Raw genomic sequence first — 20982 nt, forward strand, 5'->3', positions numbered from 1 at the left:
CCCCTGCGGAAGGCCGACTTATCCTCGATTCTATCCACAAGACAGGCAAAGGTCACGCGAAAACTCGTGACGAACCACGAAATCTGGGGGTCAACCTCCCGATATCAGCGGCATTTCGCCCTTCTCTCGTGGATATTGTGGTCACCAGTTGTCCTTGAACCATTTCACGGCCCGCCGCAGCGATCTGGCTGGGTAGCGCTCGGCCGGAATCTCGAAGTCCCACCATTCGTCCTGCGGGTGTGCCGCAAAGAGGCAAAGGCCCACGGCGCTGGCAAAGGCCGCACCGGTTGCCGCCTGCGGCAGGCCCTGCACCCGCAGCGGGCGGCCCAGGCGCACGCGCTGGCCAAGGATGCGCGTCGCGATCCCGTCAAGTCCGGGGATCTGGCTGCCACCGCCGGTCAGCACGATCTGCTGGCTGGGCAAGGTGTCGAAACCGGCGGCATCCAGCGTGGCGCGCACTTCCTCCAGGATTTCCTCGACGCGCGGGCGCATGATGCCGATCAGTTCGGTCCGGCTGATCCGGCGCCGGTCCTTTTCCCAGTCGCCGCTGTCGCCGCCGATGTCGATCATCTCGCGGTCGTCCATGCCGGTCGCATAAAGCCCGCCATGGCGCGTCTTGATCTTCTCGGCCGTGGCCATCGGGATCTGCAGGCCCTTGGAGATGTCCGAGGTCACATGATCGCCGCCCATCCGGACGCTGTCGGCATAGATCATGTGCTTCTTCATGAAGATCGAGATGCCGGTCGCGCCGCCGCCCATGTCGATGCAGGCCGCGCCCAGTTCCTGTTCGTCCTCCACGAGGCTCGAGATGCCCGAGACATAGGCCGACGAGGCCAGCCCCGCCAGTTCCAGGTCGCAGCGCTTGATGCAGTAAAGCAGGTTCTGCACCACGTCGCCATCGACCGACAGAAGGTGCATGTCCACCGCCAGCCGGTGCCCGATCTGCCCGCGCGGATCGGCAAGGCCGGTGCGATGGTCCAGCGCGAAGTTCACTGGCTGGGCGTGCAGCACCTCGCGGCCGGGGCCGAGGTCGGGCACGTCGCAGGCGGCCAGCACGCGGCTCACGTCCTGCTCGCTGACCACGCTGTCGTGCAGGTCAAGCTCGCCCGCCAGGCCATAGCTGCGCGGCTCCGCGCCCGAGAAGCAGGCGATGACGTGATCGACCCGCACGTTGGCCATCTTCTGCGCCGCCTGTACCGCGGTGCGGATCGCGCGTTCGGTCTCGTTCATCACCGCGATCTCGCCGAAGCGCACGCCGCGGCTGCGCGTCGTGGCCGCGCCGATCACGCGGAACTGGCTTTGCCCGGCCATCGGCCCGACGCCATCCTGCTCACGCAGCCGGTCCGGCCCGTCGAACCGCAGGATCAGGCAGGCGATCTTCGACGTGCCCACGTCGAGGATGGCGATGACGCCGCGCTGCATGGCAGCCCGACGCATGTTCCGCATGGCACGCTGGGAGGTATAGAGATCGGTCACAGTTCGTTCTCCACGGTTTCAAGTCCTTGCGCGCGGCGCACCTCGGCAAGGGCATTGGGGGTCAGGCGAAGGGTGGGTCGGCGGTCCGACCGCAGGTCCACGGTCAGGATGTCGCGGTTCATCAGGTCCTGGGCATGGTCCAGCGCCAGGAGGCGTTCCAGCGCCTGAACCGGGTTGGCCTCGGGCAGAAGGATGCGCTGGTCGCGGTCCAGCACGATGTCCCAGCGCCGCTCGCCCATCCGCACCAGGCCCCGGATGCGCGGAGTCAGCGGCCCGGCGGCCGCAATCAGTTCCAGCGCCTCGGGCGTGGCGACATCAGCCCCCTCGCCCGCGATCAGCGGCAGGTCGGCCCGGTCGGCCCGCGCCAGAAGGCCCGCGACGCGATGCCCGGTCTCGTCCACCAGGGTCAGCCCCTCCTCCGTGCGCCAGACGGCCACGGGCACGCGCTCGGTGATCGTCACCTGCAACACGCCGCCGGACCGGACCCGCAGATCGGCGCGCAGCACCGCATCCAGCGCCTCGACTCGCGCCCGCGCGGCATCCAGATCGATGTCGAAGGACGACATAGGCAACGGCAGCGCCAGCTTTGCGCGCACCGCCTCGGCCAGATCCGGCGATGCGCCCTCGATCCGGGCCAGCGAGACCCGGAACTCCGGCCGCGCCTCGAATTCCTGCCGCAGGTGGGTCAGCTGACCGATCACTGCCTGCCGGTTCGGCTCGTGGCTGAACCACATCGCTCCCGCGCCCAGCAGCACCAGCGTCGGCAGGCCCTTCCAGACGAAGCCGCGCACATAGGGCGTCAGCATCCAGCGCTGGACCCGGTAGGCCCATTTCGACGGTGCGGGGTCCCGTCGGACCCGCGCGGCGGGGCGGCGGGCGATCAGCGATTGCATGAGGCGTCCTCCACCATCCAGGCGCAGAACTCCGGGAAGGAAATCCCCCGCATCGCCGCCTGTTCGGGGGCAAGCGAGGTGGGCGTCATCCCCGGCTGGGTGTTCGTCTCCAAAAGGATCAGCCCGTCCAGCCCCCGCGCCTCGTCCCAGCGGAAATCGGTGCGGCTGACGCCCCGGCAGCCCAGCGCCTTGTGGGCGCGCAACGCATAGTCGAGGCACGCCGCCTCGATCTCGGCCGGGATCTTCGCCGGGCATTCGTGCCGGCTGCCGCCCGGCTTGTATTTCGCGTCGTAATCATACCAGCCGTCGGTGATGATGTCGGTGACGCCCAGCGCCCGGTCGCCCATCACCGTCGTCGTCAGCTCCCGCCCCGGCACATAGGCCTCGACCATCACCACCGCCGGCATCGAGGCCGCCAGCCGCATTGCATTCGACCCCTCGCGGACGATATAGACCCCGACCGACGACCCCTCGTTGTAGGGCTTCACCACATAGGGCGCGGGCAGCACATGCCCCGCCTCCACCTCTTCCTTCGTGGCCAGGACGCTTTCCACCACCGGCAGACCTGCGGCCTTGTAGACCTCCTTGGTCTTGACCTTGTCCATCGCAAGGGCCGAGGCCAGCACGCCGGAATGGGTGTAGGGGATCTTCAGCCATTCCAGGATGCCCTGGACGCAGCCATCCTCGCCCCAGCGGCCATGCAGCGCGTTGAAACAGACGGCGGGTTTCAGCTCGGCCAGGCGCGCAGGCAGGTCGGGGCCGCAATCGACCTCGATCATCTTGTATCCAGCCTCCCGCAGGGCCTTGGCGCACTCGCGCCCAGAGACAAGCGACACTTCCCGCTCAGCGGAAAGCCCACCCATCAGAACCGCCACTTCGGGGGCCATCCTGCTCGATGCGCCCGCCATACACTGCCTCATCCGGGTCTGTTGCCGACCCGTGATCCGTTATTCGCGCGGGTATTCTCCGACCCGCATGATTTCCCATTCTAGCGTGATGCCGCTTGATTGGAAAACCTTTTTTCGCACTTCCTCGCCCAGATTTTCCAGATCGGCGGCCGTCGCCCCTCCGGCGTTGATCAGAAAGTTCGAATGCATCACCGACATCTGCGCGCCGCCGAGGCGCGCGCCGCGCATCCCGGCGTCGTCGATCACCTTCCAGGCCTTCAGTTCATGCGTGTCGTCGGCCCTGCCGGTTGAGGAAAACCCCGCCGGATTGCGGAAGGTCGATCCCGCACTCCGCTCCTTGGTGGGCTGCGAGCCATCGCGCTTGGCGATCTGCTCGGCCATTCGCGCCTCCAGCGCCGCGGGATCACCCTTCGCCGCCCGGAAGCTGGCCGAGACGATCACCGCGCCCTCGGGCAGGTCGCTTTGCCGATAGCGCAGGTTCAGCGCCGAGGCGGGCAACACCTCGACCCGCCCGTCGCGCGTCACGACCCTGATTTCCTCAAGCACATCCGCGACATAGGACCCATAGCATCCCGCGTTCATCCGCACCGCCCCGCCGATCGACCCCGGAATGGTGCGCAGGAAGGTCAGGTCCCGCCCGGCCTCCGCCGCGCGGCGCGCGACATGGGCGTCCAGCGCCGCCGCCCCGGCGATCACCCGGTCGCCCTGAACCTCGATCGCGTTGAACCCGCGCCCCAGCCGGATCACCACCGCCCGTATGCCGCCGTCGCGCACGATCAGGTTCGACCCGACCCCCATCGGAAAGACCGGGATCGCCGGATCCAGCGCGGCCAGGAACTGCGCCAGGTCCGCCTCGTCCGCGGGCTGGAACAGCCAGTCCGCCGGCCCGCCGACGCGCAGCCAGGTCAGGTCGGCCAGCGGCCGGTTGGGCGTCAGCACGCCGCGCGTTTCGGGAAGTCCGCTCATGTCCGCCTTCTGCGGCGCTTTGGCGCGCGGCGCAAGCCCTCAGCCCCGCCAGCGCCGGGCGAGGAGGATCCCGACCAGCGTGCCCAGGAGAACCGGGGCGGCAAAGACCAGCGCCTCGCGCAGAAGGGCGAGGCCCCCGCGCAGGTCAAGCCCGCCCTCCTGCCAGGTCATCGCCAGCATCGCCGCCAGCGCCGCAACCGGCAGCGCCAGCGCCGCGCCCCAGCCATAGCGGCGGGTCACGAAAAAGCTGATCACCCCCGCGAACAGCACCATCGCCCCGCCGACCGCCCAGAGGAACCCGTGCATCGTCCTACCCCAGTTGCCGGCGCAGCCAGCGCCAGAGGAAGATCACCGGCCAGCGCAGGACCGAGGCCCCTGCGGCCAGGAGCAGAAGCCCCGCCACCGGCCCGGCGACCCAGGTCACCCAGCCCAGCAGCGGCACTCCGACCGCGATCAGCACATAGGCCGCGCGCCAGTGGCGATCGCGCGAGGGGAACATGGCGATCACATTGGCCAGGATCAGCCACAGCATGCTCAGCACCAGCGGCCAGTAATCGGGATCGGCGCCAAGGTTGCCGATCATGCGCCCAGCCTCCCGGGATTTGGAAATGACAGCTCCTGCGGCCTCATTTCTCCAGCTCCTTCGGCAGGGGCGCCGGCCGTCCCAGGGCGCGGCGCAGGAAATAGATCAGCGGATTGCGGAACATCGAGACGAAGGCGAAGGTGCCGACCAGCACCCAGACCCAGCCATGGACCCAGCCGATCCAGCCCAGCAGGAACGGCGCCACGATCAGCAGGGCCAGGCCCGGCAGCATCTGCCGCTTCATCGGCAGCATGGCGACGATGGCGGCACAGAGGATCCAGAGGCAACCGAAGAACAGGGGCGAGACATAACCCCAGATCATGCGGCGATGCCCCCGGCGCGATGCGATGTCATGCCGCCGCTCCCATCAGCCTTGCGGGCAGCGCATTGGCCCAGGCGCTGATCGTGCCCGCGCCAAGGCAGACCACCATGTCTCCCGGCCGCGCCTGTTCCCTGACCAGGCGTGCAAGGTCGGCCTCGTCCAGAAGCGCGCGGGCATGGCGGTGGCCATGCGCGATCAGGCCCGCCACCAGGTCGTCGCGGCTGGCGCCGGGGATCGGCTCCTCTCCGGCGGCATAGACCTCGGCGATAGCCACCACGTCGGCCTCGTTGAAACAGGTGCAGAACTCCTCGAACAGGTTCGAGAGGCGGGTATAGCGGTGCGGCTGGTGGATCGCGATGATCCGGCCCTTCGTCGCCTGCCGCGCAGCCTTGAGCACGGCGGCGATCTCGACCGGGTGGTGGCCGTAGTCGTCGATGATGGTGACGCCGTTCACCTCGCCCACCCTGGTAAAGCGGCGGTTGACGCCCGCGAAACCCGCCAGCGCCTCGCGGATCTCGTCCTTCTTCATTCCCAGATGCCGCGCGACTGCCACCGCCGCCAGCGCATTGCTGACGTTGTGGTCGCCCGGCATCGGCAGGGTGCAGCCCTCGATGCTGCCCCCTTCGGACTGCAACAGGATGTCGAAATGCGCCGTGCCGTTTTCATAGGCAAGGTTCACCGCCCGCACATCGGCCTGCGCGTTGAAGCCGAAGGTCACGACCCGACGGTCGGTCACACGGCCGACCAGCGCCTGCACCTCGGGGTGATCCGTGCAGCAGACCGCAAGGCCATAAAACGGGATGTTCGAGACGAAATCCAGGAACCCCTTGCGCAGATTGTCGAAGGTCCCCCAGTGCTCCATGTGCTCGGGGTCGATGTTCGTCACGATGGCGATGGTCGCGGGCAGGCGGTTGAAGCTGCCGTCGCTCTCGTCGGCCTCGACGACCATCCACTCCCCCGCCCCGGCCCGCGCGTTCGAGCCATAGGCATGGATCACACCGCCGTTGATGACCGTCGGGTCAAAGCCGCCCCGGTCCAAGAGAGTCGCGACCATCGTCGTCGTCGTCGTCTTGCCATGGGTCCCGGCAATGGCGATGTTCGACTTCAGCCGCATCAGTTCCGCCAGCATCTCCGCCCGGCGCACCACCGGCAGCTTGCGGCGGCGTGCCTCTTCCAGTTCCGGGTTGCCCTTCTTGATCGCCGACGAGATCACCACGACCGAGACGCCATCGCCGATGTTCTCGGCCCGCTGCCCCTCGAAGACCGTCGCGCCCAGCGTCACCAGCCGGTCGGTGATCTTCGAGGCCTTCGCATCCGACCCCTGCACCCGGTAGCCCAGCGTCATCAGCACCTCGGCGATGCCGCTCATCCCGATCCCGCCGATGCCGACGAAATGGATCGGCCCCAGCTCCAGCGGCAGTTTCGTCGCAGCTGCATTCATGTCGCGTCTCCCGCCAGTTCTTCCACCAGAGCCACCAGCCGCGCCGTAGCGTCCGGCTTGCCCTCGCCCAGGGCCGCGTGCGCCATGGTCTCGGCGCGGTGCGGGTCCTCCAGGATCGCGGCGATGTGGCCCGCAAGGCCGGCCGCGTCAAGCGCGTTTTCCCGGATCACCACCGCCGCCGCCGCGTCCGCCAGCCCCTTCGCGTTCGCCGCCTGGTGGTCGCCCGTCGCCGCCGCATAGGGCACCAGGATCGACGGCCGCCCGATCACGCTGATGTCGGCCACCGACGAGGCGCCCGAGCGGCTGACCACCAGCTGCGCCTCGGACAGGCGCCGCGCGATGTCGGGGAAGAACGGCGCCACCTCGGCCCGCACCCCCGCCGCCTCATAGGCCGTCACAGCGCGCGCGGCATCCTCGTCGCGGGCCTGATGCGCCACCCGCAGGTTGGCGCGCAGCGCCTCGGGCAGTTGCGCCACCGCCGCCGGCACCACCTCGGACAGGATGCGCGCGCCCTGGCTGCCGCCGATCACCAGAAGGCTCATCGGATAGTCACCCGGCGGGATATAGGGCGCCGCCGCCCGGTCCAGCACCGCCTGCCGCACCGGATTGCCGACCGGAACGCCCGCCACCCCGGCGGGCAGGTCGGTCGGCCAGGTGCCGCAGGCCACCTTGTCCACCCGGCGGGCAAAGACCCGGTTCACCCGGCCCAGCACGCCGTTCTGTTCGTGGATCATCCGCGGCCGCCGCAACAGCCAGGCCGCCGCCAGCGCCGGGATCGAGGGATAGCCGCCGAACCCCACCACCACCGCCGGCCGGTCGCGGAGCTGCGACCACAGCGCCCCCAGCACCCCGCCCGCGATGCGGAAGGGCGCCGCCAGCTTCGCCGCCGCGCCCCCGCGCGAAAAGGTCGCGCTCGACACCCGCTGCACCGCGACCTCGGCCGGGAACCCGCCCGCATAGCGCGCCCCGCGCTCGTCGGTGGACAGGACCACCCGCCAGCCGCGCGCCAGCATCGCCTCGGCCAGGGCCTGGGCGGGGAACATGTGCCCCCCCGTGCCCCCCGCCGCGATGAGAAGGAGTTTGCCCGTCATCCCGCCGACCCCTTGCCGGAGCCGGCCGCGCCACCGCACCCCATCCCTCCCGCACGGAGGGGGGAGGGAGGCGCGAACCCTGCGCCTTCCGCGCTGAAGACCACCGGCGAAGGACCGGGCGCCTCCCCTCCCCCCGGTGGGGAGGGGATGGGGGTGGGGGGCCGGTCGGAGCTGCGCGTCACCGCCATCACCGCCCCCGCCGGAACACGTCGCTCATCTGCCCGCGCGGGCGTTCCCGGGTCAGTGCTAGAAGCATCCCCATGGTGATCCCCGCCGCGATCACCGACGACCCGCCGTAACTCACGAAGGGCAGCGTCATCCCCTTGGCCGGCAGCAGCCGCACCGCGACGCCCATGTTGATCATCGCCTGCACGCCGAAGATGCAGGCCAGCCCCGCGCCCGCCAGCCGCGCGAAAGGGTCGCGCTCGGGCAGAAGCCGCCACAGCGACCGCACCACGATCAGGCCATAGAGGCCCAGGATGAACAGCACCAGGATCAGCCCGTATTCCTCGGCCGCCACCGCGATGATGAAATCGGTATGCGCATCCGGCAGCGACCATTTCACCTGCCCGCTGCCCACGCCCACGCCGAAGAAGCCGCCCTCCTGGATCGCGTTCGCCGCATAGCCAAGCTGGGTGCGCGGGTCCACGTCGGGCGACAGGAACCCGTCGATCCGGCGCGCGAAATGCTCGCTGCTTTCATAGAACACCAGCCCGGCCGAGGCGACGATGCCGCCTACGATGCCGATCAGCATCATCGGCGCGCCGCCGACGAAATAGACCACGCCCCAGGCGAACAGCACCAGCGCCGACTGCCCGAAATCGGGCTGCATGGCGAGGAAGCCGACAACCACCAGCGTCAACGCGAAGGAAATCGTCTTGCCCGGCGGCCCCGCCAGGTCCTGACTGGCCGCGATCAGCCAGGCCACCACCACCACGAATCCGGGCTTCAGGAACTCGGACGGCTGCACGCTGGCAAAGCCGAAGGAAAACCAGCGCACCGCGCCCTTGCCGAAATCGGTGCCGAAGACCGGCAAGAGCATCAGGGCCAGCATCGACACGGCGAACCCCAGCACCCCCAGCCGCCGCACCATGTCGGGCGGCATCATCGACACCAGGATCATCACCACCAGCGCGACCCCGCCGAAGAAGGCCTGCCGCTGCACATAGTAGAACGGCTCCAGCCCGTTGCGCGTCGCCAGCGGCACGCTGGCCGCCAGCCCCAGGAGAAGCCCGATCCCGAACAGGACGAAGACCGCCGTCAACGTCCACTTGTCGATCGTGCGCCACCACCTCGGGAGCACCGGCTCGGACACCCGTACGGGATTCGAGCCATAGACCATTTCAGTCATGGATAACCGCCTGTCGCCTGCTCTGCCGCTTGCGCCCGGATGTATCCCCCGGGTCGTCATCGTTCAGACTAGCGCCAATCGGCGGGCAAGGCCAGCACCAATAGGGCCCGCGGAGGCGGGACTTCTAGCCGTTGCGGATCACATGATCCGCCGCGACGGATCCGTCGCGCACCCAGCGCCCGTTCGGCAGGTCGTTCTCCTCCAGCTTGGCCACGATCTCGGCCTCGCCCAGGCCCAGCCGCTCCCACCGGCCCCGCAGCCGGGCACGCAGGACATGTTCGGGCACCTCGACCATCACCGTGATATCGAACATCGGCCGCAGCCGGTCCCAGGGTGCCTGGTTCAGAAGCAGCCAGTTGCCCTCGACCACGATCACCCCGGTCTCCCTCGGGATCAGCCGGGCACCGGCGCGGGCGATCTCGATCTTGCGGTCGAAGACGGGGACGGCGACCTCGGCCTCGTCGCGCGCGCGCAGCCGCTTCAGCGTGTGATAAAGCCCGCCCACGTCGAAGGTCATCGGCGCGCCCTTCCGGGGACGCAGGCCCGCCGGCACCAGGTAAAGATCGTCGTAATGATACCCGTCCATCGGCAGGACCGCCGCGAGGCCCGGCTGACGGGCATTCAGCTTGCCCACCAGCTTCTCGGCCAGCGTCGATTTCCCCGACCCGGGAGCCCCCGCCAAGGCCGCGATCACCCGGTCCCCGCCCGCCGCCCGCGCCTCAAGCAGATCGGCTATCCGTGTCACCTCGACCGAGTCCGCCATGCCCTCTCCCCCCGCCTTCCCGTCACCATGCCGCGCCGGGCGGGGTGGACGCAAGACCCGATGGCCCCTTCCGGCCCGATTCGGATCGGGGTTAAGAAACCCCTAACGTCCGCGACCAAGTCATTGAAAGTAAGACAGTATCAGAGATTGTCCACCGTGGACACATCCGCTCAGAACGGGACATCGTCCACCTGATCGGCCGGGATCACCCAGCGCGCGACGACCTTTTTCGACCCGGCGTGATCGAACTCCACGTCCAGCTTGTCGCCCTCGATCCCCATGATCTCGCCGTAGCCGAACTTCTGGTGGAAGACCCGGTCCCCGATCACATAGGGCGAGGCTGCCTCGAGGTCGATCACCACATGCCGCGCCTCCTGCGGCTGCCGCATCGGGCGCGAGGACTGGTTCTCCTGCAAGCGCCGCCAGCCGGGGGAATTGTAGACGTCGGCCTTGGACACCCGCTCCTCCAGGCTCGACCCGAACCCGACGGACGCCGCCGCCCCGAAGCCCCCGCCATAGAGACCCGGCGCGGTCAGCACCTCGACATGCTCCCCCGGCAACTCGTCGATGAACCGGCTCGGCAGCTGCGACTGCCACTGGCCATAGACCCGCCGGTTCGAGGCAAAGCTGATCGTCGCCAGCCGCTCGGCCCGGGTGATCCCGACATAGGCCAGCCGCCGTTCCTCCTCCAGCCCCTTCAGCCCGCTCTCGTCCATGCTGCGCTGGCTGGGGAACAGCCCGTCCTCCCAGCCCGGCAGGAAGACCACGGGAAACTCCAGCCCCTTGGCCGCGTGAAGCGTCATGATCGTGACCTTCTCCTCCGCGCCTTCCGTCTCATTGTCCATGATGAGGCTGACGTGTTCCAGGAACCCTTGCAGGTTGTCGAACTGCTCCAGCGCCTTGACCAGTTCCTTCAGGTTGTCGAGCCGTCCCGGAGCCTCGGGCGTCTTGTCGTTCAGCCACATCTCGGTGTAGCCGGACTCCTCGAGGATCGTCTCGGCCAGCCGGATATGGTCGTATTCGGGGTGCAGCGTGGCCGCATGCCAGCGGTCCACCCCCTCGACGAAGGCCCGCAGCTGCGCCGCGCCCTTGCCCGGGATCACCCCCTTCGCCAAAGCCTCCCGCGCACCATCCAGCAAGGACACACCAGCAGCCCGCGCCAGCACGTTGATCTTCGCCTGCGCCGTGTCGCCAAGACCCCGCTTCGGCAGGTTCACCACGCGCTCGAAAGCAAGGTCATCCTCGGGCGAGACCGCCAGCCGGAAATAGGCCATCGCATCGCGGATTTCCTGCCGTTCATAGAACCGCGGCCCGCCGATCACGCGGTAGGGCAGCCCGATGGTCAGGAACCGGTCCTCGAAGGCCCGCATCTGATGGGAGGCACGCACCAGGATCGCCTGCCGGTTCAGGTCCACCGGGTCCATCCCCCGCGTGCCCCGCTGGATCGCCTCGATCTCCTCGCCGATCCAGCGCGCCTCTTCCTCGCCGTCCCAGTGGCCGATCAGGCGCACCTTCTCGCCCAGCGCCCCCGCCGTCCACAGGGTCTTGCCCAGCCGACCCGCATTCTTCGCGATGATGCCCGAGGCCGCGCCGAGGATATGCCCGGTCGAGCGGTAGTTCTGCTCCAGCCGGATCACCTGCGCGCCCGGAAAATCCTTCTCGAAGCGCAGGATGTTGCCGACCTCGGCCCCGCGCCAGCCATAGATCGACTGATCGTCGTCGCCCACGCAGCAGATGTTCCGGTGCCCCTGCGCCAGAAGCCGCAGCCAGAGATACTGGGCGACGTTCGTATCCTGATATTCGTCCACCAGGATATAACGGATCCAGCGCTGGTATTGCTCCAGCACGTCCGGATGCGTCTGGAAGATCGTAACACAGTGCAGCAGAAGATCGCCGAAATCCACTGCGTTCAGGGTTTTCAGTCGGTCCTGATAGGCCGCGTAAAGCTCGGTCCCCCGGTTGTTGTAGGCCCCGGCTTCCGAGGACGGCACCTTCTCCGGCAGCCAGGCGCGGTTCTTCCAGCCGTCGATCAGCGACGCCAGCAACCGCGCGGGCCAGCGCTTTTCGTCGATGTTCGCGGCCAGCACCAACTGCTTCAACAGCCGCAACTGGTCGTCCGTATCAAGGATGGTGAAGTTCGGCTTCAGTCCCACCAGTTCGGCATGCCGCCGCAGGATCTTGACCGACAGCGAGTGGAAGGTGCCCATCCAGGGCATCCCCTCGGCCACCTCGCCCAGAAGCCGCCCCACCCTCTCCTTCATCTCGCGCGCGGCCTTGTTGGTGAAGGTCACGGCCAGGATCTCGTTCGGGCGCGCCCGCCGCTGGTGCAGAAGATGCACGATCCGCGCCGTCAGCGCCTTGGTCTTGCCCGTCCCTGCCCCGGCCAGCATCAGCACCGGGCCATCCAGCGCCTCGACCGCCGCCCGTTGCGCCGGGTTCAGGTCGTCGAGATAGGGCATGTGCCGCGCCGCCATCGCGCGTTGCGAAAGGGGCACGGGCGCGGCGGCGGCCTCGAAGGCCTGGTCTTCGTCCCATCCTGTCATGTCCCGCAGTATAGCGGTTGAGGCGGGCGGGGAAAGGCCCTGCGTTCGCGCATTGTTCATGGATTTTCGGCACCCCATGGCATACCCCGGCATACCGTCGCATTTCTGTCAGGAAACGGCGCCATTCCCTCTTGCGCCGCACCGCAGCGCCCCTAAGGTGCATAGGCCTTGCCGCACCCTGGGGAGCTGTCGCCGATGCCCGAATTCAAGAAGATCCTGGTTGCCAACCGCGGCGAGATCGCGATCCGCGTCATGCGGGCGGCGAACGAGATGGGCAAGAAGACCGTCGCGGTCTATGCCGAGGAGGACAAGCTTTCCCTCCACCGCTTCAAGGCCGACGAAGCCTACCGGATCGGCGAGGGGCTGTCGCCGGTGGGCGCCTACCTCTCGATCCCGGAAATCATCCGGGTGGCGCGGATGTCGGGGGCGGATGCGATCCATCCGGGCTATGGCCTTCTGTCCGAGAACCCGGATTTCGTCGAGGCCTGCGACAAGGCCGGGATCACCTTCATCGGTCCTAGGGCCGAAACGATGCGCGCCTTGGGCGACAAGGCCAGCGCCCGCCGCGTCGCGATCGAGGCCGGCGTGCCGGTCATCCCGGCGACCGAGGTTCTGGGCGATGACATCGCCCTCATCAAGAAGCAGGCCAAGGAGATCGGCTATCCCCTGATGCTCAAGGCCTCCTGGGGCGGCGGTGGCCGGGGCATGCGGCCGATCCTGTCCGAGGACGAGCTGGAATCTAAGGTCCGCGAGGGCCGGCGCGAGGCCGAGGCCGCCTTCGGCAACGGCGAAGGGTATCTGGAAAAGATGATCCAGCGCGCCCGCCACGTCGAGGTGCAGATACTGGGCGACAAGCAGGGCAACTGCTGGCATCTGTGGGAACGCGACTGCACCGTCCAGCGCCGCAACCAGAAGGTCGTCGAACGCGCCCCCGCCCCCTACCTCACGCAAGCCCAGCGCGAGGAAGTCTGCGAGATGGCCAAGCGCATCTGCGGCCATGTCGCCTACGAATGCGCCGGCACCGTCGAGTTCCTGATGGATATGGACTCGGGCAAGTTCTATTTCATCGAAGTGAACCCCCGCGTCCAGGTCGAACACACCGTCACCGAGGAGGTTACCGGCATCGACATCGTCCAGGCCCAGATCCTGATCGAGGAAGGCAAGTCGCTGCCCGAGGCGACCGGGGTGGCCAGCCAGGCCGACGTCAAGCTGAACGGCCACGCGCTGCAATGCCGGGTGACGACGGAAGACCCGCTGAACAACTTCATCCCGGACTACGGGCGGCTCACCGCTTATCGGAGCGCCACCGGCAACGGTATCCGCCTCGATGGCGGCACGGCCTATGCGGGATCGGTCATCACCCGCCATTACGACTCGCTGCTGGTCAAGGTCACAGCCCACGCCCAGACACCCGAAAAGGCCATTGCCCGGATGGACCGCGCGCTGCGCGAATTCCGTATTCGTGGGGTGGCGACGAACATTGAGTTCGTCATCAACCTTCTGAAGCACCCGACCTTCCTGAACGACACCTACACGACCAAGTTCATCGACACGACGCCCGAGCTTTTCGCCTTCAAGAAGCGCCGCGACCGGGCGACGAAGATCCTGCTTTACATCGCCGACATCACGGTGAATGGCCACCCCGAGACGGCGGGCCGCCCGAAGCCCCCGGCCGAGGCCAAGCCGCCGAAGGCCCCGCTGCCCAAGGCCGACCCGGCGATGGGGACCCGGAACCTTCTGGAACAGAAAGGTCCGCAGGCCGTCGCCGACTGGATGAAGGCGCAGACCAAGGTCCTCTTGACCGACACCACGATGCGCGACGGGCACCAGTCGCTCTTGGCCACCCGGATGCGGTCGATCGACATGATCAAGGTCGCGCCCGCCTATGCCGCGAACCTGCCGCAACTGTTCAGCGTCGAATGCTGGGGCGGGGCGACCTTCGACGTGGCCTACCGCTTCCTCCAGGAATGTCCCTGGCAGCGGCTCCGCGACCTGCGCGCCGCGATGCCGAACCTGATGACGCAGATGCTGCTGCGCGCCTCGAACGGCGTGGGCTACACGAACTATCCCGACAACGTGGTGCGCAGCTTCGTGTTGCAGGCCGCGAAAACCGGGGTGGACGTGTTCCGGGTGTTCGACAGCCTGAACTGGGTCGAGAACATGCGCGTCGCGATGGACGCGGTGCTCGAAGCGAACAAGGTCTGCGAGGGCACGATCTGCTATACCGGCGACCTTCTGGACCCGGCCCGGTCGAAGTATGACCTGAAATACTACCTCGACCGCGCGAAGGAGCTGAAATCGGCCGGCGCGCATGTGCTGGGACTGAAGGACATGGCGGGCCTGCTGAAACCCGCCTCGGCCAAGGTGCTCATCAAGGCGCTGAAGCAGGAAATCGGCCTGCCGGTCCATTTCCACACCCACGACACCTCCGGCGCGGCGGCGGCCACGGTGCTCGCGGCCTGCGACGCGGGCGTGGACGCGGTCGACGCGGCGATGGATGCCTTCTCGGGCGGCACCTCGCAGCCCTGCCTCGGCTCGATCGTCGAGGCGCTGCGCAACACCGACCGCGACACCGGCATCGACATCGCGGCGGTGCGGCAGATCTCCGACTACTGGGAGGCCGTCCGCAAGCAGTATGCAGCCTTCGAGAGCGGCCTCCAGGCCCCGGCCTCGGAGGTCTACCTGCACGAGATGCCCGGCGGGCAGTTCACCAACCTGAAGGCCCAGGCCCGCTCGCTGGGGCTGGAAGAACGCTGGCACGAGGTCGCCCAGGCCTATGCCGACGCGAACCAGATGTTCGGCGACATCGTGAAGGTCACGCCTTCGTCGAAGGTCGTGGGCGACATGGCGCTGATGATGGTGGCCCAGGGGCTGACGCGCGCGCAGGTCGAGGATCCGAACGTCGACGTGGCCTTCCCCGACAGCGTGGTGGACATGCTGAAGGGCAACCTCGGGCAACCGCATGGCGGCTGGCCGGAAGGGATCCTGAAGAAGGTCCTCAAGGGCGAGAAGCCGCTCACCGACCGCCCCGGCAAGACCCTGCCGCCGGTCGATCTGGAGGCAACGCGCAAGAAGATCTCGGCCGAGATGAACGGGATCACCGTCGATGACGAGGACCTGAACGGCTACCTGATGTATCCCAAGGTCTTCCTCGACTACATGGGCCGCCACAAGATCTATGGCCCGGTCCGCACCCTGCCGACGCCGGTCTTCTTCTACGGCATGCAGCCCGGCGACGAGGTGTCGGTCGAGATCGACCCCGGCAAGACGCTGGAGATCCGGTTGCAGGCGGTGGGCGAGACGAGCGAGGACGGCGAGGTCAAGGTCTTCTTCGAACTGAACGGCCAGCCGCGCGTGATCCGCGTCCCGAACCGGGCGGTGAAAGCCAAGACGGCGGCCAAGCCCAAGGCGCAGGAGGGCAACCCCGCCCATATCGGCGCGCCGATGCCTGGGGCGGTGGCCTCGATCGCGGTGACGGTCGGCCAGAAGGTGCGGGCGGGCGACCTGCTTCTCAACATCGAGGCGATGAAGATGGAGACGGGCCTGCACTGCGACCGCGAGGCGGTAGTGAAGGCGATCCATGTCCATCCGGGCAGCCAGATCGAGGCAAAGGACCTGCTGATCGAGCTGGAATAGACGGGTCGATCATGCGGCCTGTCCACCGTGGACAGGCCTGTCACCCGAACGGAATCAATGGCTTGCGCGCGGAGATCAACCGTCTGGCAACCATTGGCCCCTGCGGGTTGGGTGGGCGCTGATGCCCACCCGGGGATTGCGGATCAGTAGCGCGAGAAGAAGTCGTCAACCTCGCGCTGGGCTTCTTCCTTGGTCTTGCCGTAACGCTCCTGGATCTTGCCGGCCAGCTTGTCCTTGTGGCCCTCTGCGATGTCCAGTTCGTCGTCGGTGAGCTTGCCCCACATGATCTTGGCCTCGCCTTTCAGCTGCTTCCACTTGCCGGCGATCTGGTCGTTGTTCATCGGTCTTCTCCTCTTGACTGGCCGCGCATCCGGCGCAGCCTTCACGGGGAGAGAACGGGCAAGTCGCGATCCGGTTCCGCTCCCGATGCGGGACCGGCAGAAAGCCGCGAAATGAAAGGGCCGCCCCGAAGGACGGCCCACCGTCAGTGGCTGACGCCTGGCGATCACTCGGCCTTGAAGGCGCCCGAGTCGACTGCGGCCTTCAGTTCGTCGGCCGACAGTTCGCCCGAGCCGTCGGTGTCGGCGGCCTTGAAGGCCTCTTCGGTCACGGCCTTGTAGACGGCCTGGACTTCGGCGAGCGAGAAGCTGCCGTTCGCATCAGTGTCGACAACTTCCGGCGCCGCGGCGTCTTCGGCCAGAACAGCCGTGGCCGACAGGGCGGTGGCAGCGAGAACAAGTGCGATTTTCTTCATTTCCACTCTCCAGTTTGCGGCAACGCAGCATCGGCGGCCGCGCAAGAAGGCGACTCTGCCTTCGCCGCGCAACTTACTCAAATGATTGCGCTTTCCAAGACGGACTCTGCACAGCTGGCGCAACCATCACGGGAAATTGACAGCGTTGCAACGCCCCTTGCGCTGCACCTGCATCCGCGGCAGCGCGCCGTCTTTCGCCAGGATTCGCCGGCCGCAAGCGCCCATCCGCACAAATTTTTCACGACGCTTCACTTTCCCCTTGCAGCCGCCCGCAGGTCTTTATAAATCCCCGCTCGTCCAGACGGCGCGGGCGTAGCTCAGGGGTAGAGCATAACCTTGCCAAGGTTAGGGTCGTGAGTTCGAATCTCATCGCCCGCTCCATCGGGACAAGCCAGAAGGGCCCCTCGCGGGGCCCTTTGTCGTTTGCGGCTGTGGGGGGCGGAGACCGGCCTATTCGGGATAGGCCACGGCACCTTCCTTTTCGGGATAGCGGCACTTGTTCAGCACCACGCCCAACACCTGCGTGCGCTTGGCCAGGTCCTTGCCGCAGCGGTCCACTTCGGCGACCGTGGTCTCGTCCGCCGCCGCGATCATCAGCGCGCAGTCCACCTGGTCGAGGAAGGAAATCGCGTCGTCATTCACCAGCATCGGCGACATGTCGAACAGGATGACATCCGGCCGCAGCCGGGTCTCGATCTCGTCGATCAGGTCGGCCGTCCGCGTCGCGGACAACAGCTCGGCCGGGCTGGCGATGGGAGTGCTGCTGACCGCGAAGGCCAGGTTCGGCGCGCAGCGGCGGATCTGCCGCAGGTCCAGCACCCCCGAGGCCAGCATGCCGCCGAATTCCGGCCCCGGCTCCAGCCCCATGATCGACAGCAGCGAGGGATGCCGCAGATCCAGCTCGATCAGCAGGACCCGGGTGTCGGCCATTCGCGACAGGCTGAAGGCGAGGTTCAGCGCGATCGTGGACTTGCCGCAGGCCGGAGTGGGCGAGGTGATCGCAACCCTCGTCCAACCGTTCGTCCGCAGCGTCCGGATCATGTTTGTCCGCATCAGGTCGAAGCTGGCGGCGCTCTGGCCGGGGTGCATCGCCACGATACGGTTCTGTTCCAGCCGCCTCGGATCAAGCACCACTTCCGCAAGGTCGTGCCAGGGTCCGCTTTCGATCCGCGCCGGGGCGCCGGGCTTCGACCCCTGCATCTTGCGGTCGCGCGCGGCCCGGGCCTTCGCGAGTGCCGATTGTATCCGTTCCATGTCGTCCTACTCGGTCGTGCCAGAGGCCGCCGGCGCGGCGACCTCGTTGAGATCTGGTGTCTGGGTCGCCTGCCCGAAGAGCGAGTTGATCGGCATGATGTAGATGTGCACGACCAGGATCAGGATCGGGATGTTTATCAACAACACCGCCAGCAGCGCCAGGTTGCCCGAGAAGGCCGACCGATGTGGGCGGGCGCCCTCGATCACACCGACCGTCCCGAAAGCCGGGGCTCCGATCACCTTGGCCAATTCGGAAGGCCGCCGGATCGTCTGGTTCATCACCTCGAGCAGAAAGAGAAGGGCGCCCGACAGGATGACCCCTGCCCCGAAGGCTGCGATCGAAATGCGCTTGCGATTCGGTTCGGCCCGGAAGGCCGGGGGAACGGCCTTCTCGATCATGGTAATGCGCTGGCCGCGATCCGTCGCCTCGATCCGGTTGCCCATGCGGGCCTCGGACAGGCTGGCGACCGCCTGTTCGTACTGGACGCGCAAGGTCTCGTAGTTGCTGCGCAATTCGGCCAGCTTGATCGAGTTGCCGGGGGTCGCCTGGATGCTGCGTTCAAGATCGGCCACCTCCTGTTCGACCTGGGCCTTCTGCTCGGCCAGGAACTGGATCTGCCCGTCGATGTCCAGCATCTGCACCTGGAAGGGTGTCAGCCGCCCGCCGCCGATGGCATCCCGCTGTTCCTTGACGGCCTCTTCCAGCGCGCTGACCTCGTTCTGCAGGGCCCTGACGCGCGGGTTCGTGGGCGACAGCACGACCAGCGCCGAGGCCAGTTCCTGCCGGGCACGTTCCAGGCGTTCCTCTTCGGGCGTGCGGGCGTCGGCGGTGGCAACCACCCGACCCGTGCGGTCGTAAAGCTCGGTCAGTCGCTGGCGCCTGTCGCGCAGGCCGGCAAGTTCGCGGTCCAGCTGCAACAGACGCTCCTGCTGGGCTGCCTGCCGGGTGCGGCGGAATTCCAGGCTTTCGGGCAGGGCATCACGATTGGCCTGCTCGAACTCCAGGATACGGGCATTCTGCTGGCCCAGCTCGTCGGTCAGCCGCTCGACTTCCTGGGTGAAGAAATCCAGCGTGCTGGCAGAGGCTCCGGTGCGCAGTTCCGTGCTCCACTGCACGATCTGCTCGGCGATCTCGTTGGTGACGCTTGCCGAAAGCTCGGGTTCCGAGGCGCCGAAGGAGACGGTCACGACCCCGGTATTGCCCTGGGTGTTCGGCATGTAGATCGACACGCGACTGACCATGTCGACCAGCTTCTGTTCGGCCGTCATCTTCGTGGCACCGGCGAACAGGTCGTGCCGGTCGGCGATCGCCAGAAGGTTGTCGCGGGTCATGATCCGCTGCCGGATCGCCAGCAGGATCTCGTCCGCGGTCGATCGCACCGTCGAGGCGGCCAGTTCATCCGGGATCTGGGCATTCTCGATCAGAAGCCGCGCCTCTGCGCGGAACACCGGCGGCAGCGATACGGCATAGAGAATCCCCGCCGTCGTCGCCGTGAAGATGATCGCGGCGATGATCGGAAGCCGACGCAGGATCAGGGAAAGGTAGAAACGCAAATCAAGCGTCATTCAGGTCTTCTCACTTGTATCGCGTGGGGCAGATGCAGAAAAGAACACGCCGTCATCCAGCACCTGCTGCAGAATGGCCGGAGTTACCAGTTGCCGCCCCTTGGTAAAGGCATAGACCAGCGCCAGGTCGCAGAACTGATTGACCAGCCGGGGCACGCCCTTGGTCTGCTCGTAGATCATCGCTATGGCAGGTCCGGTAAATATCCGCCGGTCGCAGCCTGCCACGCTCAGACGGTGCGGGATATAGCCTCGCAGCGTCTTGAGGTCCATCGCCCCCAGGTGATAGCTGGCCGCCACGCGCTGCGCGAACTGCCGCATTTCGGGCCGCGAGACCATCTCTCGCAACTCGGGCTGGCCGATCAGCACAAGTTGCAGCACCTCGTCCTTGCCCGAGTTGATGTTGATGAACATCCGCAGTTCTTCCAGAGCCTCGGGCGACAGGTTCTGCGCCTCGTCGAAGATCAGGACGACGCTGCGCCCGGCGGCATATTCCGACAACAGAAAGTTCTGGAACCGCGAGAACAGGTCGACATAGCTTTCCTCGATCTCGGCCGGCTGTTCCAGCGCGTGAAGCACCCAGCGCAGAAGCTCGGCCCGCGAGCCGTGCGGGTTCGACACCAGCCCGACCCGCAGCTCGGACCCCAGCGAGCGCACGAGGTGCAGCAAAAGCGTCGTCTTGCCGGCGCCGACCTCGCCGGTGATCAACGTGATCGGGGCATGGGCGCGCACGCCGTATTCCAGCATCGTGTAGGCCCGTTGATGCGACGGCGGCCAGAACAGGAAATCCGGGTCCGGCGTCAGGGCGAAGGGCCGCACCTTCAGGCCGAAATGTTCGGTGTAGAGATCCGGCGTGGACACGACGGGCGGCTCGTTCGGCAAGAGCCGCGAGCGAACCCGCGTCACCGCGGGACGAGGTGATTCGACGAACGACGGCGGAGGGGTCGAGACCAAGCTCCGATCCTGGTAGGTCGGGATGTCCGGTACCGTGTCTGCGGCAGATTCCGCCGTTTCCGGCACCGTATCCGGCGCGTTTCCGGCATCCGGATCGAACCACAGGATGCGGGATAACAACTTCCGGGACCTGCTGCGCGTCATTCACTCACCCTTAAGCAATTTCCCGGGGCCTCCGGTCTCTTGCACCCCTGTCTTAATCATACTTCAACGGCATGGCGACGGCTTCCACTCTACTGATGCCATTGCGGCAACAAAGTAGGGAAATCATCGCTGTAGGGTCTGGTTTCCCCCCGAAATGGCCATTTTCTCTCCCAATATCCGTGCGTATCTAGCCGGAGTCATGTAGGAAAGCTCAAGGAAATTTTGACGGCGCGCGAATCGTTGATGGTCCCGGTCAGTCCCCGGTTTTCGGGCAGGTGTGGAGTGGTTTTGATTGTGCAGTTTGGTCCCGGGGCCGGTGCCGGTCGCGGGACGGCGGGTC

18 protein-coding genes and 1 tRNA gene are annotated in these 20982 nt (G+C 67.0%); 2 read left to right on the forward strand and 17 right to left on the reverse strand.

The window, feature by feature from the left end; all coding sequences use genetic code 11:
* Positions 1-141 precede the first annotated feature (141 nt).
* The 12 genes from ftsA to ACK4IU_RS03990 form a co-directional block, all read right to left on the reverse strand.
* A complete protein-coding gene (gene ftsA / locus ACK4IU_RS03935; RefSeq protein ID WP_409731884.1) occupies positions 142-1476 on the reverse strand; it encodes a cell division protein FtsA in 1335 nt (444 codons plus the stop codon).
* Positions 1473-2369: a cell division protein FtsQ/DivIB gene (locus ACK4IU_RS03940; protein ID WP_409731886.1), complete on the reverse strand. Its 897-nt coding sequence runs from the start codon at positions 2367-2369 to the stop codon at positions 1473-1475. Before ACK4IU_RS03940 ends, ftsA begins: the two co-directional genes overlap by 4 nt.
* The gene (locus tag ACK4IU_RS03945) at positions 2357-3277 is read right to left on the reverse strand and encodes a D-alanine--D-alanine ligase (protein WP_409731889.1); all 921 of its coding nucleotides are present in this window, start codon (positions 3275-3277) and stop codon (positions 2357-2359) included. Before ACK4IU_RS03945 ends, ACK4IU_RS03940 begins: the two co-directional genes overlap by 13 nt.
* Before the next feature lie 39 nt (positions 3278-3316).
* Entirely contained in the window at positions 3317-4243 is a 927-nt protein-coding gene (gene murB / locus ACK4IU_RS03950) for a UDP-N-acetylmuramate dehydrogenase (RefSeq protein ID WP_409731891.1), read from the reverse strand.
* Positions 4244-4282: 39 nt separating this feature from the next.
* The gene (locus tag ACK4IU_RS03955) at positions 4283-4549 is read right to left on the reverse strand and encodes a hypothetical protein (protein ID WP_409731893.1); all 267 of its coding nucleotides are present in this window, start codon (positions 4547-4549) and stop codon (positions 4283-4285) included.
* A 4-nt stretch (positions 4550-4553) separates the two neighbouring features.
* Complete coding sequence (locus ACK4IU_RS03960; RefSeq protein ID WP_409731895.1) at positions 4554-4826, reverse strand: DUF2484 family protein; 273 nt, start codon at positions 4824-4826, stop codon at positions 4554-4556.
* Between the two features lie 43 nt (positions 4827-4869).
* Complete coding sequence (locus tag ACK4IU_RS03965; protein ID WP_149588792.1) at positions 4870-5148, reverse strand: DUF2484 family protein; 279 nt, start codon at positions 5146-5148, stop codon at positions 4870-4872.
* Positions 5149-5176: 28 nt separating this feature from the next.
* A complete protein-coding gene (gene murC, locus ACK4IU_RS03970; protein WP_409731897.1) occupies positions 5177-6589 on the reverse strand; it encodes a UDP-N-acetylmuramate--L-alanine ligase in 1413 nt (470 codons plus the stop codon).
* Positions 6586-7680: a UDP-N-acetylglucosamine--N-acetylmuramyl-(pentapeptide) pyrophosphoryl-undecaprenol N-acetylglucosamine transferase gene (locus ACK4IU_RS03975; RefSeq protein WP_409731899.1), complete on the reverse strand. Its 1095-nt coding sequence runs from the start codon at positions 7678-7680 to the stop codon at positions 6586-6588. Before ACK4IU_RS03975 ends, murC begins: the two co-directional genes overlap by 4 nt.
* A gap of 187 nt (positions 7681-7867) precedes the next feature.
* Positions 7868-9031 (reverse strand): putative peptidoglycan glycosyltransferase FtsW, encoded by a 1164-nt coding sequence (locus tag ACK4IU_RS03980; RefSeq protein ID WP_409731901.1) that lies wholly within the window; start codon positions 9029-9031, stop codon positions 7868-7870.
* Between the two features lie 124 nt (positions 9032-9155).
* Positions 9156-9794, reverse strand: coding sequence for a nucleoside/nucleotide kinase family protein (locus ACK4IU_RS03985; protein ID WP_149588788.1), 639 nt, complete (start codon positions 9792-9794; stop codon positions 9156-9158).
* 170 nt (positions 9795-9964) lie between these two features.
* A complete protein-coding gene (locus ACK4IU_RS03990) occupies positions 9965-12337 on the reverse strand; it encodes an ATP-dependent helicase (RefSeq protein WP_409731904.1) in 2373 nt (790 codons plus the stop codon).
* Between the two features lie 195 nt (positions 12338-12532).
* On the opposite strand from ACK4IU_RS03990, the gene ACK4IU_RS03995 reads away from it, so the two are divergent.
* Positions 12533-15973 (forward strand): pyruvate carboxylase, encoded by a 3441-nt coding sequence (locus ACK4IU_RS03995; RefSeq protein ID WP_409731906.1) that lies wholly within the window; start codon positions 12533-12535, stop codon positions 15971-15973.
* Between the two features lie 143 nt (positions 15974-16116).
* On the opposite strand, the gene ACK4IU_RS04000 is transcribed toward ACK4IU_RS03995, so the two are convergent.
* Together ACK4IU_RS04000 and ACK4IU_RS04005 are read right to left on the reverse strand one after the other, a co-directional pair.
* The gene (locus ACK4IU_RS04000; RefSeq protein WP_409731908.1) at positions 16117-16314 is read right to left on the reverse strand and encodes a CsbD family protein; all 198 of its coding nucleotides are present in this window, start codon (positions 16312-16314) and stop codon (positions 16117-16119) included.
* 164 nt (positions 16315-16478) lie between these two features.
* Positions 16479-16727, reverse strand: coding sequence for a hypothetical protein (locus ACK4IU_RS04005; protein ID WP_409731910.1), 249 nt, complete (start codon positions 16725-16727; stop codon positions 16479-16481).
* A 306-nt stretch (positions 16728-17033) separates the two neighbouring features.
* Here ACK4IU_RS04005 and ACK4IU_RS04010 point away from each other — a divergent pair.
* A tRNA-Gly gene (locus tag ACK4IU_RS04010) sits at positions 17034-17108 on the forward strand.
* Positions 17109-17177: 69 nt separating this feature from the next.
* Here ACK4IU_RS04010 and ACK4IU_RS04015 read toward each other — a convergent pair.
* From ACK4IU_RS04015 to ACK4IU_RS04025, 3 genes are read right to left on the reverse strand one after another with little or no spacing between them, the layout of a single operon-like run.
* Positions 17178-17981 carry a CpsD/CapB family tyrosine-protein kinase gene (locus ACK4IU_RS04015; RefSeq protein ID WP_409731912.1) on the reverse strand — a complete coding sequence of 268 codons (804 nt, stop codon included), beginning with the start codon at positions 17979-17981 and terminating at the stop codon, positions 17178-17180.
* 6 nt (positions 17982-17987) lie between these two features.
* Positions 17988-19547, reverse strand: coding sequence for a GumC family protein (locus tag ACK4IU_RS04020; protein ID WP_409731914.1), 1560 nt, complete (start codon positions 19545-19547; stop codon positions 17988-17990).
* Positions 19548-20450 (reverse strand): ExeA family protein, encoded by a 903-nt coding sequence (locus tag ACK4IU_RS04025; protein ID WP_409731916.1) that lies wholly within the window; start codon positions 20448-20450, stop codon positions 19548-19550.
* Positions 20451-20982: the final 532 nt, after the last annotated feature.

It is taken from the genome of Tabrizicola flagellatus, from assembly GCF_046295235.1.
GTDB lineage: Bacteria > Pseudomonadota > Alphaproteobacteria > Rhodobacterales > Rhodobacteraceae > Tabrizicola > Tabrizicola flagellata_A.

Excerpts from the sequence above, each read along its gene's own strand:
- ACK4IU_RS03945 (WP_409731889.1), bottom strand. The coding sequence starts at position 3,277 with ATGGCGGGCGCATCGAGCAGGATGGCCCCCGAAGTGGCGGTTCTGATG.
- ACK4IU_RS03940 (WP_409731886.1), bottom strand. The coding sequence starts at position 2,369 with ATGCAATCGCTGATCGCCCGCCGCCCCGCCGCGCGGGTCCGACGGGAC.
- ACK4IU_RS03995 (WP_409731906.1), top strand. The coding sequence starts at position 12,533 with ATGCCCGAATTCAAGAAGATCCTGGTTGCCAACCGCGGCGAGATCGCG.
- ACK4IU_RS03980 (WP_409731901.1), bottom strand. The coding sequence starts at position 9,031 with ATGACTGAAATGGTCTATGGCTCGAATCCCGTACGGGTGTCCGAGCCG.
- ACK4IU_RS03960 (WP_409731895.1), bottom strand. The coding sequence starts at position 4,826 with ATGATCGGCAACCTTGGCGCCGATCCCGATTACTGGCCGCTGGTGCTG.
- ACK4IU_RS03975 (WP_409731899.1), bottom strand. The coding sequence starts at position 7,680 with ATGACGGGCAAACTCCTTCTCATCGCGGCGGGGGGCACGGGGGGGCAC.
- ACK4IU_RS03955 (WP_409731893.1), bottom strand. The coding sequence starts at position 4,549 with ATGCACGGGTTCCTCTGGGCGGTCGGCGGGGCGATGGTGCTGTTCGCG.
- ACK4IU_RS04005 (WP_409731910.1), bottom strand. The coding sequence starts at position 16,727 with ATGAAGAAAATCGCACTTGTTCTCGCTGCCACCGCCCTGTCGGCCACG.
- murB (WP_409731891.1), bottom strand. The coding sequence starts at position 4,243 with ATGAGCGGACTTCCCGAAACGCGCGGCGTGCTGACGCCCAACCGGCCG.
- ACK4IU_RS04000 (WP_409731908.1), bottom strand. The coding sequence starts at position 16,314 with ATGAACAACGACCAGATCGCCGGCAAGTGGAAGCAGCTGAAAGGCGAG.
- ACK4IU_RS03985 (WP_149588788.1), bottom strand. The coding sequence starts at position 9,794 with ATGGCGGACTCGGTCGAGGTGACACGGATAGCCGATCTGCTTGAGGCG.
- ACK4IU_RS03990 (WP_409731904.1), bottom strand. The coding sequence starts at position 12,337 with ATGACAGGATGGGACGAAGACCAGGCCTTCGAGGCCGCCGCCGCGCCC.
- murC (WP_409731897.1), bottom strand. The coding sequence starts at position 6,589 with ATGAATGCAGCTGCGACGAAACTGCCGCTGGAGCTGGGGCCGATCCAT.
- ACK4IU_RS03965 (WP_149588792.1), bottom strand. The coding sequence starts at position 5,148 with ATGATCTGGGGTTATGTCTCGCCCCTGTTCTTCGGTTGCCTCTGGATC.
- ACK4IU_RS04020 (WP_409731914.1), bottom strand. The coding sequence starts at position 19,547 with ATGACGCTTGATTTGCGTTTCTACCTTTCCCTGATCCTGCGTCGGCTT.
- ACK4IU_RS04015 (WP_409731912.1), bottom strand. The coding sequence starts at position 17,981 with ATGGAACGGATACAATCGGCACTCGCGAAGGCCCGGGCCGCGCGCGAC.